This window comes from Sulfitobacter pacificus, from assembly GCF_030159975.1.
Taxonomy (GTDB): Bacteria; Pseudomonadota; Alphaproteobacteria; order Rhodobacterales; family Rhodobacteraceae; genus Sulfitobacter; species Sulfitobacter pacificus.
Genome location: NZ_BSNL01000001.1, coordinates 555,322 through 568,749 on the forward strand (window position 1 = coordinate 555,322; position 13,428 = coordinate 568,749).

The 13,428-nt window shown below is 57.8% G+C and carries 14 protein-coding genes; 6 read left to right on the forward strand and 8 right to left on the reverse strand.

The window, feature by feature from the left end:
• Window positions 1-405 carry a YigZ family protein gene (locus tag QQL78_RS02780; RefSeq protein ID WP_386258873.1) on the forward strand — a complete coding sequence of 135 codons (405 nt, stop codon included), beginning with the start codon at window positions 1-3 and terminating at the stop codon, window positions 403-405.
• Here the strand turns inward: QQL78_RS02780 and trhA are convergent.
• Together trhA and QQL78_RS02790 are read right to left on the reverse strand one after the other, a co-directional pair.
• Entirely contained in the window at window positions 389-1,012 is a 624-nt protein-coding gene (gene trhA, locus QQL78_RS02785) for a PAQR family membrane homeostasis protein TrhA (RefSeq protein WP_284370340.1), read from the reverse strand. The two genes, QQL78_RS02780 and trhA, sit on opposite strands and share 17 nt — an antisense overlap.
• A gap of 93 nt (window positions 1,013-1,105) precedes the next feature.
• Window positions 1,106-1,468, reverse strand: coding sequence for a hypothetical protein (locus QQL78_RS02790; protein WP_284370342.1), 363 nt, complete (start codon window positions 1,466-1,468; stop codon window positions 1,106-1,108).
• A 380-nt stretch (window positions 1,469-1,848) separates the two neighbouring features.
• Here QQL78_RS02790 and QQL78_RS02795 point away from each other — a divergent pair, with 380 nt between their 5' ends.
• Window positions 1,849-2,640, forward strand: a complete 792-nt coding sequence (locus tag QQL78_RS02795; RefSeq protein WP_284370344.1) for a hypothetical protein — start codon at window positions 1,849-1,851, stop codon at window positions 2,638-2,640.
• On the opposite strand, the gene rimO is transcribed toward QQL78_RS02795, so the two are convergent.
• Window positions 2,637-4,007: a 30S ribosomal protein S12 methylthiotransferase RimO gene (rimO, locus tag QQL78_RS02800; RefSeq protein WP_284370346.1), complete on the reverse strand. Its 1,371-nt coding sequence runs from the start codon at window positions 4,005-4,007 to the stop codon at window positions 2,637-2,639. The two genes, QQL78_RS02795 and rimO, sit on opposite strands and share 4 nt — an antisense overlap.
• 62 nt (window positions 4,008-4,069) lie before the next feature.
• Here rimO and QQL78_RS02805 point away from each other — a divergent pair, with 62 nt between their 5' ends.
• The 3 genes from QQL78_RS02805 to trpB all read left to right on the forward strand — a co-directional run bounded on the left by QQL78_RS02805 (window position 4,070) and on the right by trpB (window position 7,622).
• On the forward strand, window positions 4,070-5,998 hold the full coding sequence (locus tag QQL78_RS02805; RefSeq protein WP_284370348.1) for an AsmA family protein: 1,929 nt from the start codon (window positions 4,070-4,072) through the stop codon (window positions 5,996-5,998).
• Between the two features lie 60 nt (window positions 5,999-6,058).
• A complete protein-coding gene (locus QQL78_RS02810) occupies window positions 6,059-6,280 on the forward strand; it encodes an N-(5'-phosphoribosyl)anthranilate isomerase (protein ID WP_284370350.1) in 222 nt (73 codons plus the stop codon).
• Window positions 6,281-6,389: 109 nt separating this feature from the next.
• Window positions 6,390-7,622 carry a tryptophan synthase subunit beta gene (gene trpB, locus QQL78_RS02815; RefSeq protein ID WP_284370352.1) on the forward strand — a complete coding sequence of 411 codons (1,233 nt, stop codon included), beginning with the start codon at window positions 6,390-6,392 and terminating at the stop codon, window positions 7,620-7,622.
• A gap of 130 nt (window positions 7,623-7,752) precedes the next feature.
• On the opposite strand, the gene QQL78_RS02820 is transcribed toward trpB, so the two are convergent.
• The 5 genes from QQL78_RS02820 to QQL78_RS02840 form a co-directional block, all read right to left on the reverse strand.
• The gene (locus QQL78_RS02820) at window positions 7,753-8,130 is read right to left on the reverse strand and encodes a DUF2237 family protein (protein WP_284370354.1); all 378 of its coding nucleotides are present in this window, start codon (window positions 8,128-8,130) and stop codon (window positions 7,753-7,755) included.
• 6 nt (window positions 8,131-8,136) lie between these two features.
• Window positions 8,137-9,300, reverse strand: coding sequence for a serine hydrolase domain-containing protein (locus tag QQL78_RS02825; protein ID WP_284370355.1), 1,164 nt, complete (start codon window positions 9,298-9,300; stop codon window positions 8,137-8,139).
• 51 nt (window positions 9,301-9,351) lie between these two features.
• Window positions 9,352-10,392 carry a DUF2332 domain-containing protein gene (locus tag QQL78_RS02830; protein WP_284370357.1) on the reverse strand — a complete coding sequence of 347 codons (1,041 nt, stop codon included), beginning with the start codon at window positions 10,390-10,392 and terminating at the stop codon, window positions 9,352-9,354.
• Window positions 10,389-11,090: an aminoacyl-tRNA hydrolase gene (pth, locus tag QQL78_RS02835; protein ID WP_284370359.1), complete on the reverse strand. Its 702-nt coding sequence runs from the start codon at window positions 11,088-11,090 to the stop codon at window positions 10,389-10,391. Before pth ends, QQL78_RS02830 begins: the two co-directional genes overlap by 4 nt.
• A gap of 138 nt (window positions 11,091-11,228) precedes the next feature.
• Window positions 11,229-11,873, reverse strand: a complete 645-nt coding sequence (locus QQL78_RS02840; RefSeq protein WP_284370361.1) for a 50S ribosomal protein L25/general stress protein Ctc — start codon at window positions 11,871-11,873, stop codon at window positions 11,229-11,231.
• 146 nt (window positions 11,874-12,019) lie between these two features.
• Here QQL78_RS02840 and QQL78_RS02845 point away from each other — a divergent pair, with 146 nt between their 5' ends.
• Window positions 12,020-13,165, forward strand: coding sequence for an MFS transporter (locus QQL78_RS02845; protein WP_284370363.1), 1,146 nt, complete (start codon window positions 12,020-12,022; stop codon window positions 13,163-13,165).
• The last annotated feature ends 263 nt before the right edge of the window (window positions 13,166-13,428 follow it).

Genomic DNA, 13,428 nt, shown 5'->3' on the forward strand with positions numbered 1-13,428 from the left:
ATGACCAAGCTGATCAAACTGGGGAATATTCTGACCGACCGCGGTTCAAAATACGCGGTGTCGGGGGCGGATGTTGTGGACCGCGCGGGCGTGGATGCCGCCCTGAAATCCCTCAAACGGGATAAAGCCTACGCCAAGGCGACCCATAATACATGGGGTGTTTTGCTGCCCGATGGCGTGCCTTTGAAAGGTGATGACGGAGAATCCGGTGCTGGCATGGTGATCCTGCGAATGCTGGAACGTGAAGGGCTGGAGGGGCATGTCATCATTGTAACCCGGTGGTATGGCGGCAAACATCTGGGCGGGGACCGGTTCCGCCATGTGCAAACCTGCGTCAGCGCCTATCTTGACGCACCACATATGAAACCAGCAAAATCAGGGAAAGGTGTCAGAGGCTCAGGGTGATGGCCCCAAAAAGGCAGGTCGACGCAACCAGCACAAAGCCATGCCAGATGGCGTTCTGATAGGGCATGCCGGGATGTGCATAGATCCGCGTACCTGCCGAATAGGTCAGCCCGCCAATCACCACCAGCGTCACCACCGTGCCGTTCAACTGCTGCCACATCGGCCAGATCAACAGCGCCGACAGCCATCCCATCATCAGGTATAGCGCCAGCGACCCTTTGGCATCGGTGCGCCAGAATGACAGTTTCGCCAGCGCCCCCAGAACCGCCAATGCCCAGACCAAACCCAGGATGCCATAGGCAAAACTGGACCCGATCACGACAACAATCGGCGTGTAAGACCCCGCAATTTTCAGGTAAATCGCCGCGTGGTCGATGCGGTGCAATATCGGACGAATGCGATCCAGCGGGCACATGTGATAAAGCGCCGAGGCCCCGAAAGCGAGGATCAGGCAAGCGGTGTAAAGTGCGGTTGCCGTCAGTGCGGCCTGTGATTTCCCTGCGGCATATCCGATCAGGCTTGTACAGGCCGGTATGGCCAACAGCAGCCCCGCTGCATGTACCGCCCCATCTGCGAGCGTCTCGTATTTTGAATAAGGATACGCCATACCAAAGGGCTAGCACCGCGCTGTAAAGATTTTATGGCGTCAGGGTGCTGATACTGTGGCAATTTTTAACCGAAACCGGGACCTATCCGGCCGTCAGCGTGGCTTGTTGCTGTCGATCCAGCGCGACATCAGGGTGCGATCCCGAAAACACTCCGGCGGCACTTCGCTACGCTTCAGCCGCGCAATGCGTTCGGCAAATCCGACCTGTTTGGAGGACGGATAGTCCGAGAACCGCCCTTGCGGCGCGGGCGCTTTATGCGCGTCGATCCATTTGGACAGGGCGGCGCGATCCGCCGTGATGTTTTCCGGCAGCGGCTGTTTGGATTTCGCTGCCAAGGTCTTGGCATAAGCGATTTGTTTCTCTGTCGCTGGCAGGGGCTGCGGCGCGTCAGGCTGGACTGGTGTGGCCCCGTGGGAAGGCGAGAACAGACCAGGGAATGTGGGTTGGAAGGACATTGGATGCTCCTTTCTTAACGATGATTAAGAATGTAGAACATAAGTGGAACAAATTCAAGTGTTCGCCATTTGTGCTTGTGGTGTCGTCTCCCCAAGCACAACGCGCGCCGGGCAATGGCAGACCGCGGGGTGGCGCATCTGGTCTATCCGTATGGCAGTTTATGGTGGAGGGGTCGCTGTGCTTTTGTGGGGGTGTGCTTGTGGTTGCCAAAGCGCCAGACCGGTTGGGCGGTCTGGCGCTGCACGGCGGCTACGCCTTGATTCCGTGCAGGGTGGGATTCTGGGCGATTAGGGCAATCAGACTTGATGATAGAATATCGGTGGTCATCTTATTCGGTGCGAATTATTGTCAAAATCTTTCAACAAAAGTGAGATGACTGATGGTTGAATTTTTCAAAGAGCTTACAGACGCCGCGAATGCTCGAATTCGCAGCCCGTTTATTGGATCAATTGCTATAGTATTTCTGACCTTGAATTGGAAAGCGTTGGCGATACTGCTTTTCTCCAATGGGTCTATTGAATTAAGAATTTTAACTTTCGATGGTATGACAACTCTTCGAAGCCTTGTCTTCGCTCCAGCAGTACTGGGCATAGCAATTGCATTAATACTGCCTTGGTCCAAGTTGCTTGGGGCATGGATAGCTAAAAGGCCGTCAGGTGTACTTCGGAGGCTGCAACACGATGAGTCACAGCAATTTCGAATTTATCAGCTAAACGGAGATGCGGCTGAAGCTGAAGCGAGAGCTCGCTATGAAGAGGCAACAGAACGTGCCAAGATTGAGGCAGCAAAGCGCCTTGAAGATGCTAGAGAAATAAAGCCCGAGCTAGAAGAAGAATTAAAAGAAGACAGGGAGCAAAAAACCAATGGAACTATGCCTTCTCCTAATTTGCAACAGATATGGGAATTGGAACTGCTTGAAATGGCCGCGAAGTCTGAAGATGGCAGGATATGGCTCGTTGAGAGTGGTGGGATCGCAATTAATCCCGAGTCAAAAACTGGCCTTACTGATTGGTCAAATTCGCACGAAGACAAGAAACTGCTGTTTGACGTTATGAAAGACATGCAAAATGAATTGCTTTTTGAGTTCCACCCCGCAGAATTTAAAGATCAAGCGGACAGCTTCGAAATTACAACTGCTGGCTACACTTACTTGAAAGAATATAGAGATTAAACAACCCGCCCCCACAAATCATACTCGCCCGCTTCCTCCACCTCGACAGTCACGATATCGCCCACCGACAACCCTGCAAAATCTTCATCAATGAACAGGTTCCCGTCGATCTCTGGCGCATCCGCCTTGGTCCTGCACGTCGCCGCGTCCTCGTCGATCTCGTCCACGATCACATCAATCCGACGACCAACTTTCGCCTCCAGCTTGGCCTCTGAAATGGCCTGCGCTTTGGCCATAAACCGGTCCCAGCGGTCTTGTTTTACATCCGCGTCCACATGGTCGGGCAGGGCGTTTGAGCGCGCACCATCGACGTTTTCATATTGAAAACAGCCGACACGATCCAATTGCGCCTCGTCCAGCCAGTCCAGCAGGGTCTGAAACTCCGCCTCTGTTTCACCCGGATACCCGACGATAAAGGTCGAGCGCAGGGTAAGGTCGGGGCAGACGTCGCGCCATGCTGCGATTTCGTCCAGCGTTTTCGCAGCGGCGGCAGGGCGGGCCATGCGTTTCAACACATCCGGGTGGGCGTGCTGGAACGGGATATCCATATAGGGCAGCACAAGCCCTTCCGCCATCAGCGGGATCAGTTGGCGCACATGCGGGTAGGGGTAGACGTAGTGCAGCCGCACCCAAGCGCCAAGTGAGCCGAGATCACGTGCGAGGTCGGTGATATGGGCGCGATGCCCGCGATCCTCGGCATGTTTGATGTCGACGCCATAGGCAGAGGTATCTTGCGAGATCACCAGCAGTTCCTTGACGCCATTGTCCACCAGACGCTCGGCCTCGCGCATCACCGCATGGGCGGGGCGCGATTGCAACCGACCGCGCATGTCCGGGATGATGCAGAACTTGCATTTGTGATTACAGCCTTCGGAGATTTTCAGATAGCTGTAGTGGCGTGGGGTCAGCGACACCTGTTGCGCGGGCAGCAGGTCGATGAAGGGATCGGGGCTGGGCGGCACGGCACCATGTACCGCGTCCAGCACCTGCTCATATTGGTGCGGCCCGGTCACGGCGAGGATCTTTGGGTGGTGTTCGCGGATGTAATCGGGTTCCGCGCCAAGGCATCCCGTGACGATCACCCGACCGTTTTCAGTCAGCGCCTCGCCGATGGCATCAAGGCTTTCGGCTTTGGCGGAGTCCAGAAACCCGCAGGTGTTCACAATCACCGCATCAGCGCCGGAATAGTCTGGCGATACGCCGTACCCTTCGGCGCGCAGGCGTGTCAAAATCCGTTCACTGTCGACCAATGCTTTGGGACAGCCCAGGGAGACCATGCCGATGGTCGGCTGGCCGGGGCGGGAGGGATTGCTGATTTTGGCCTTGGGGGCCAGATCAGGGCGCAGATTGGGTGGGTTTGTGCTCATGAATGTGCCTATAGTCGATGCAAAGCGGCTGGGAAAGCCCAAGGTAGTAAGAGGTATGTGCAATGAAATGGATCATCAGGGGGCTGGGTGTGCTGCTGCTGATCGCCGTGATTGCGGTGGTGGGTGTGTTGATGTTGCCCGCAGACAGGATTGCGCGGATCGCATCGGACCAGTTGACGCGGTTGACTGGGCGGTCGGTGACGATCAGCGGGGATGTTTCGATGACCTTCTGGCCGGTGCTGGGTGTCAGCGCAGGCGGGCTTGAGGTGGGCAATGCCGACTGGGCCAAGGAAGGCGCGATGTTCTCTACCGCTCAGGCGGCGATTGGTGTGGACGCCAGCGCCTTGCTGCGTGGCGAGATCAGGATCACCAATGTCGAGGCCACCAGTCCGACAATCCGCTTGCAAAGCCGCAAGGACGGGCGGGCCAACTGGGTGTTTACCGATGCGGATGGGGCCGCACAGATCGAGACAGAGAATGCCCCCTCCAAACCCGCCACGCCCCTGACCATCGAACGGCTGGTGATCCGTGATGCTGCCTTGATCTATGACGCGGAAGGGGCGGATCTGGTGTCATATGCCGGTGTTGACTTGACGCTGGACTGGCCGGTTCAGGACGGACCGGCAGAGATCACGGCGGCGCTGCGCCCGGCGGGGCAGGTGGTGGAGCTGGCTGCAACGATTGACCAGTTCTCCGGCTTTCTCGACGGGCAGGTGCAACCGGTCAATGTTGCGGTGAACACCAGCGGTGGCGGTTTGACCCTCAAAGGGCGCGCCTCCCTTGCCGGTGCGGTTGCGGGGGCGCTTGATCTCAAAACCTCGGATACCGGGGCGCTTCTGGCAGCTTTGGGCGCGGGGGGGGTAGACCTGCCCAAAGGCCTGGGGCAAAGCATGCATACCCGTGCTGACATCACCTTGACCCCGGACCGTCGATTGTCCCTGCGCGAACTGGTGGCTGATCTGGGCGGGAATACCCTGCGCGGCGGGGCAGATATTGAGTTGAACGGTACGCCCCAGATCAACGCACAGCTACAAGCGGGTGCCTTGAACCTTGCCAGTTTGACAGCGGGTAGCGGAGAGGGCGGCGATGCTGCCACCACTGGATGGTCTCGTGCACCAATCGATGCCTCTGGTTTGTCCGCCTTCAACGGGGCGATTGCGCTGAACGCCGACAATATTGATCTGGGCGCGCTGAAGCTGGGCAAAACCCGCAGCCTACTGAGCAATGACCGGTCGCGCATGGTGTTTGAATTACGCGAAGTGCGGGGCTATGGCGGGCTGTTCACCGGCGAATTTGTGATGAACAACCGCAACGGGCTGTCGGTGGGCGGCAAACTGCGGGCCGGCGGTGTGCAGATCCGTGAATTATTGAGTGATCTGGCAGGGTTGACCCGGTTCACAGGGCAAGGCGACGCAGAGGTGTCTTTCCTCGGGGTGGGGCAAAACCTGGATGCGATCATGCGGTCCCTGTCGGGGAAGGGAGCGGTGAATCTGGGCCGCGGCTCTATCGAGGGGATTGATCTGGATGATTTGCTGGGGTCCTTTGATGTCAAAGGCGGCACGACGGTATTTGATGCGCTGACGGGGACATATGTGATCGACAAAGGCGTGGTGAACAACACGGACCTCAAGATGCTGCTGCCGAACTTTGAGGCAACGGGCGCGGGGGTGGTGAACCTTGGGGCGCGAACACTGGATTACACGGTGACGCCCAAAGCGTTGCGGGTGAACAAGGAACGCGGATTGGCGGTGCCGGTACGGATATCCGGCCCATGGAGCGATCCGAAAATCAGCGCAGATGTGAAGGCGGTGATTGATCTGAATTTCCGTGAAGAGGTGGGTCGTGCGGAACAGAAAGCAAAGCAGAAACTTGAGCAAAAGCTGGAGGAAGAGCTGGGGCTGACCCGACAGGAGGGGCAGTCGGTTGAGGATGCTGTGAAAGACAAACTTGAGGATAAGCTGAAGAAAGAGCTGTTCAGGATTTTCGACTAGGCGTTAGCTCAGGACCCATTCATCTTGCCTTGCTGGTTTGGGAGTTGCAGCAGGAGTTTCATGCCCGCCCATATGACGCCCAAGCTGCGGCTGCGCCAGCTTTCCGATTCCAAATCCGCACTGAATGGCGGGGAGGTACTGCGCAAGGTATCGGAGGTGTACAGGATGGTCGGGAGACTGGCGTTTGAAACGGACCTGCGCCGGTGCGGGTTTCGTACGGTGCAGAATGGGACGATGTATGTTGTGTTCTGCAATCATGAGTATCTACGGCTGATAGTGTAGGGCATTCCCCTGAAGGGATATGGGGCAGACTTTTGCAAAAGTCTTGGGGTTTCGCAGGAGGTAAGGCTGCGGTAGACGTGTCACCTGAATGCGCGACAGGAGACGCCCCATGGCCAACGATCTTTTCAACAGTTTCATGACCGGCCCCGATGAAAACGGCCGCTTTGGCGACTTCGGGGGGCGTTTTGTCTCTGAAACGCTGATGCCGCTGATCCTTGAACTGGAACAGCAATATGAGATCGCCAAGACGGATGAGAGTTTCTGGGCGGAAATGCATGACCTTTGGACGCATTATGTCGGCCGTCCCAGCCCGCTTTATTTTGCCGAGCGGCTGACCGAAAAACTGGGTGGTGCTAAGGTTTATATGAAGCGCGACGAGCTGAACCACACAGGCGCGCATAAGATCAACAATGTTCTGGGCCAGATCATTCTGGCGCGGCGCATGGGCAAGAAACGCATCATTGCAGAAACCGGTGCTGGACAGCACGGCGTGGCAACGGCCACAGTTTGTGCCAAGTTTGGTTTGAAATGTGTGGTCTATATGGGCGCACATGATGTGGAGCGGCAGGCCCCCAATGTGTTCCGCATGCGTCTGCTGGGGGCCGAAGTGGTTCCTGTCACGTCGGGCCGTGGCACATTGAAAGACGCAATGAACGACGCGCTGCGCGATTGGGTGACCAATGTTCGCGATACGTTTTACTGCATCGGAACCGTTGCGGGGCCACATCCCTATCCGGCGATGGTGCGTGATTTCCAAAGCATCATCGGTAAGGAAGTGCGCGAACAGATGGATGCGGCAGAAGGGCGTTTGCCTGATACGGTGATTGCCGCGATTGGTGGCGGATCCAACGCGATGGGCCTCTTCTTTCCCTTCCTTGATGACAAGGAAGTGAACATCATCGGTGTGGAGGCAGGCGGTAAGGGTGTGAATGCCAAGATGGAGCATTGCGCCTCCCTGACCGGCGGGCGGCCCGGCGTTTTGCACGGTAACCGGACCTATTTGTTGCAGGATGATGACGGGCAAATCCTGGAGGGGTTCAGCATTTCAGCGGGCCTTGATTATCCGGGCATCGGGCCGGAACATGCGTGGTTGCACGAGATTGGCCGTGCTAAATATGTTTCGATCACGGATAAGGAAGCGCTGGCGGCGTTTCAGGTGTCCTGTGAGTTGGAGGGGATTATTCCAGCCTTGGAACCTTCTCACGCCTTGGCCCATGTGATGAAGATCGCACCGGAACTGCCCAAGGATCACATCATCTGCATGAACATGTGTGGGCGCGGTGACAAGGACATCTTTACCGTGGCCAAGGCGCTTGGGTTCGAGATGGGTGAATTTGCCTGAGGCGTAGCCGGGCTGTTTGACGGCGGCCTGCGTGAAAAACGTCTGTCAGGTTTTCCGGCGGGCGTTGCACTACAGTATATAAGGCCAAAAAGAGGAGGGGCGTGGGGGAAACCTGCGCCCTTTGTTCTGTTTAGCGGGTGGGGACGGCGTGTTTTTTAAGGACGTCCAATGGCACGATATCCAATGCGCGCTGATGGGTTGCTTCAAGATGGACATCGGGGCCGCAGCCCTCATCAGCGGCTTGCAGGAAGCGCCCCGCGCAGAGGCACCAAGGGTCGCCGGCTTTTAACCCGGCAAAGCCGAATTCCGGGCGCGGAGTGCTGAGGTCATTGCCGACATATTTTGAATAGGCAAGGAATTCTGCGGTCATCACCGCGCAGACCGTATGGCTGCCCTGATCGGCGGTGCAGGTGTTGCAAAGCCCGTCACGGAAGAAGCCGGTCAGGGGATCGGTGCCACAGGTGAGCAGCGGACCGCCAAGGACATTGATGCTTTCGTCAGGTGTCATTGCGGTTTACAGCCCCTGTGCAATTTCGCGGAAGATATTGATATTCTGCTGTGACACGCCAGCCTCGCGGAATTTGCGATCCGCAGCATTGGTTGCGATCACCACGTTTCGTGCTGTGTCGATATAGATGTACTGACCGTAGATTCCGCGGGCCATATATTCGCCGGGGGCGGCCCCCACGGGTATCCACCATTGATAGCCATAGCCGATTTCTCCGTCTGCTGTCGGGGCGCTGGGTATCGTTGAGGCACGCACCCATTGTGCGGGGACGATTTGCTGACCTTGCCACATCCCCTCTTGCAGGAACATCTGGCCAAACCGCGCATAATCGCGGGTCGTGAGGTTCAGCCCGCCCAGCACAAAGGCGGTGCCAACGCCATCGGTCAGATAATAGGGGGAATGTTCCAGGCCCAAAGGTGCCACGACTTTTTCACTCAGCAATTCGGCGATGGGTTTGCCCGTTGCCCCGCGCACCACCATACCGACCACATGGGTGTCGATGGACACATATTTCCATCCTGCGCCGGGGGCAGCAAAGGTCTCGGTCAATTCTGCGGTGAAATCATCCATCTTGCCACCCAAGGCCAGAATGCGGCCCATGCGGTTGATGTCTGAATTCTTGTCCAGGTAATCCTCGTCGAAGGTGACGCCGCTGGCCATGTTCAGCACATTGCGCAGGGTTGTGCCGTCATAGGCGGTGCCTTTCAGGCGGGGCGCATATTTTGTTACCGGATCGTCGATGGAGGCGATCGCACCCTCTTCCAGCAGGATGCCCACCAAGGCGGAGAGGTAGCTTTTGGCGACAGACCAACTGATCCGCAGATCATCGGGCTGGGTGCCCAGAAAATAATTCTCATAGGCAATCTGGCCGTCTTTCAGCACCACAAGGGCTGTGACACTGCGTTCCTTGATCCATGTCTCAACGGCGGCAGGGGGGGCGTATTCATCCCCGTAGGTCAGTTCACTGGTCGGGCCGGCACCGCGATTAACGGGGGTGTTCAGGAAGGCCGCGTCCATATTGCTGAAATTGTGAACGATCTTATCTTCTGAGAACAGGGAGTTCACCGCCAGCAGGCGGGTGATCTCCTCGCGTTTCCACAGGCCAACGGCCAAAGCGACCAGCACCAGAACCAACAGGAACCGCCCCAGCCATTTTCCAAACCTGCGCATATGTTACTCTTCCCTAACCGCTTTGGGACACTCAACCACAGGCGCTGCTGTTTAACCAGTATAGGCCCATTTTACCCAACGTCCGTGAAAATCGGCGCGGCCCAGATCAAGGGTCAGATCACCGGGCCAAAGTCGCAATGTCAGTGCGGCACCTACCTTGCCGGTTGTATCGCCATCGGTTTCCATCGACAGCCATGCCAGCGGCCGGTTTGCCGTGGCCTGTGCGCCAGCGGCTTCGATCAGCGCCTTGCCCCGGGCCTGCACCGCATCCGGGAAGTACTGCCAGGCCACGGTATGCTGAATCAGGTGCAACCGGCCTTGCGGCGCGGCAGCTAGGCGCGGGCCAAGCCAGTCGATCGCATCGCCCTGCTGGGGCTGGGTGGTGGCAACCGATGCGGCGGCACGGGTCATGCTCAGGCGGTCAGGCTGATCTGCCCAAAGATAGGCGGTCAGTCGCAACAGGTGGTCAGCGCGTGTTGGGTCAAGCGGGTTCAAGTCTACACCAGCGCGGTCGGCGATGACCGGATTGGCCTTGGGAGGCATCGCGCCTGTCCATTCGGGCGACAGCAGCACGGCTGGCATATCGGTGCCAAAACGTGCGCCGTCTATTTCAAGCGCATATTGGTCCCACATCAGATTCAGCCCACCACTGGCCCCCAGTTCCGACAGGTGGATCGGCAGGTTGAAGTGGTTCAAGGCCACATGAGCCCCTGCGATCAGCGCAGCGGATCGGCGCACCTCATTGGTTTGCGGCGGGCTGTCAGTCCAATCCAGCAGAAATGCCTGATGTCTCTCCAATGCGGACAGTACCTCGGCGCGCAAGGACTCATCCGTCGCGCTATGGGGTGGATAAACTGCTGCCAGTTCAGGGGCGCCGTCGCTTAGCACCAGAGCATGCAACCCACCAGCAATACGCAAGGGCAGGGAATGACCGGCAGGACCAATATCACCAGTGAAACCTGCGAATTTGCGCCCCAGAGCGCTGTCCGTCGGCCAGTCGGCAGCAAGGATCGACAGCAGTTGCCCCATGAAGGGCGACCCCATGCGGGTGCAGGTATCGGCCTGAGCAGCGAAGGCATCAGGCAGGCTCATCTGAAGCGCTCCATCAATTTTTGCATGGGGGATTTTGCCGGTTCGGCGGTCTCTGGCTGCGTGGTGGTGGGGGGAGGGGTGGCTTGTTTCTGTGCTGGCTTCGGCCCCTTGGTGCCGGTGCCAGAACGGGGCGGGTTCACCCGCATGGCAACGGCATTCAGAAATTTGGACGTATCACCTGCCGCCAGATCCGCGGCCCCATCGCTGATGCCGCGCAGCACATCGTCCAGCCATTCCTCATCAGCCTTGGGGAAGTCACGCAGCACATACCCCGGCACGGCGTCTTTATGTCCGGGGTGGCCAACGCCCAGCCGGACGCGGTCATAATCCGGCCCGATATGAGCATGGATTGAGCGCAACCCGTTGTGACCCGCGTGGCCGCCACCGGTTTTGCACTTCACCTTCGCCGGGGCCAGATCGATTTCATCGTGCAACACAATCACATCAGCCGGTTCCAGTTTGTAAAACCGCATCGCTGCCTGCACCGATTGGCCCGACAGGTTCATAAACGTCTCGGGTTTCAGCAAGACGGCGCGTGCTGATCCAAACCGGCCTTCGCTGATGCTGCCCTGATGTTTGCCTTTCCATGCGCCAAACCCGTGGTCCGATGCAATCCTATCCAGCGCCATAAAGCCGATGTTGTGGCGATTGCGGGCGTATTTCCCGCCCGGATTGCCAAGGCCGACGATCAGTTTCATGTGAATGCTCCGTTCGCTTTTTCACGATACTAGCAGGGCCGCGCGCCAAGCTAAATGCCTGCTATAAAACTGTCTTCAAACGCAAAACGGGGCCGCAAATGCGACCCCGTTCCTATCCATCCCGATGGGAAGGTATTCTTATTCAGCGGTTTCGCCTTCGGCCGCTTCTGTTTCGGCTTCTTCACCATCTTCATCGTCGTCGGAAGAGGCCAGACCGGAAGGTGCGGAAACCTGAGCAATAACGAAATCACGATCGATTGTCGGCTTGGCACCTTCTGGCAATTTCACATCGGAAATTGTCAGGTTGTCGCCGATTTCAAGCGCGCTGATGTCGATCTCGATGCTTTCTGGGATATCAGCAGCGGTCACAACCAGTTCGATCTCAGGGCGCAGCACGTTCAATGTACCGCCCTTTTTCAGACCAACACATTCTTCTTCGCCGGTCACTTCGACGTTGATGAACAGGTTGATTTTGGTTGTGCGCTTCAGACGCATGAAGTCGACGTGCGTTGGCAGGTCTTTAACAACATGGCGCTGTACGTCGCGGCAGATAACACGCACGTCGTCGTGGCCTTCAACTTTCAAGTTGAACAATGTCGCCTTAAAGCGGCCCTTGCGCAGCATGGTCAGCAGCTTGTTGAAATCAAGGTTGATCGGCAGCGGGTCAACATCGCCACCAAAAACAATTCCCGGTACCAAGCCATCACGGCGTGCCTGACGAGCGGCGCCCTTGCCTGTCCCCGTCCGTTCCTGGGCGATAAGATCTGGAATCTCTCCGGCCATTTGTATTCTCCAATATGTAAGGGCGGGAATCCTCCAAGGCTGTATCCCCGCGTGAAGCCGCGCGTATAGAACGGTTTTGCCTGCGGGGAAAGGGCAAAAATCCGCCCCGATCTTGGCAATTGCCCATACCCGTGACAAAGGGGCATATGACATTCAAACAGGATCTTCACCTGTCGCGCAAACCGCTGGCAGGATTCGTGGCGATTGGGGCCGCCTGGGCCACATATTTTGCGCAGATGCCGGTGGTCAAGGCACAGGTCGGTGCCACAGACGCGCAATATGGCATGGCCTTGTTGCTGGCGGCCTTCGGCGCTGTTGCTGCGATGTGGCTTGCGCCTTTGTGCCGTCGCCTTGCCGGTGGGTTTGCTGTTTCGCTTGGGATTGTCGTTGTCGCAATTGGGATGCTGGCGGCGGGTACATCAAACACGCTTGTTCTTTTAACTGGGGCAATGTTGCTGGCCTCCACCGGGTCAGGTGTTGTCGATGTTCTGATCAATGCGCGGGTGTCTGAAATTGAAGAGACCAGCCGCCGTCCCCTGATGAACCTCAACCATGCCTTATATTCCTTTGCCTATGCCGCCGGCGCGCTGTGCACGGGTGCATTGCGTCAGGCCGGGGTTGGACCAGAAGCCAGTTTTACCTTGCTGCTGATTGTGCTGCTGATACTGGCATGGGCTGCACGAGATGTCGCACCCGCAGATGAGCCATCCGGGCAAATTGGAGTTGCGCCGGTGTCGCGCCCGCTGGTGCTGCTGACCGGTGGGATTGTCCTGATCGGGTTTCTGACCGAAGCCGCCACCGAAGGCTGGTCAGCCCTGCATCTGGAACGGACACTGGGCGGCGGGCCGGGGGAGGGTGCGCTGGGGCCCGCCACATTGGGGTTGACGATGGGGCTGGGCAGGCTTGGCGGTCATATTCTGACAGCGCGGATGCGCGATACAACACTGATGATGGGTGCCGCGCTGTTCTCTGCCTGCGGGGTTGCCCTTGCGGCATTGGCCCCAACTGTCCTTTTGGGCCTCACAGGATTCGCCCTTGCCGGGCTCGGGATATCTGTGGTTGCCCCGCTTGCCATGGCGCTGATCGGTCGTGCGGTACCGCCAGCGCAGCGGCTGTTTGCCATCAGCCGGGTGTCGGTGATCGGGTATGGGGCCTTCTTTTTCGGCCCGCCGTTGATGGGATTGGTGGCCGAAGGCTTTGGTTTGCGCAGTGCGTTTCTTTTGATTTCCGGGCTGCTTTGCGTCACGGCCATCGTGCTGATTCCTGCCTTGGCGCGCCGCATCTCGGTGTAAACGCACAATGAACTTAGGGTGCCCTGCCGCGGGCCATCCGGTGTCCTGTCCCACATCACATGTTGACCCATAGTCCGGCTGAGCGGCGCGCGGTTCCAATCCGATGCATTGTCTGCACCATCATTGGGCGATCATTGCGCGGTGAAACGAGGTGGCACGTAAAGGGCAGGCATCTCAAATACCCATAAGTTTAAGCAACTTCCCCGCCGGTTTTGCCGGATCTTAAGAGAAGTAGAGCCAAGGTCTTTCGACGGATAAAGTCG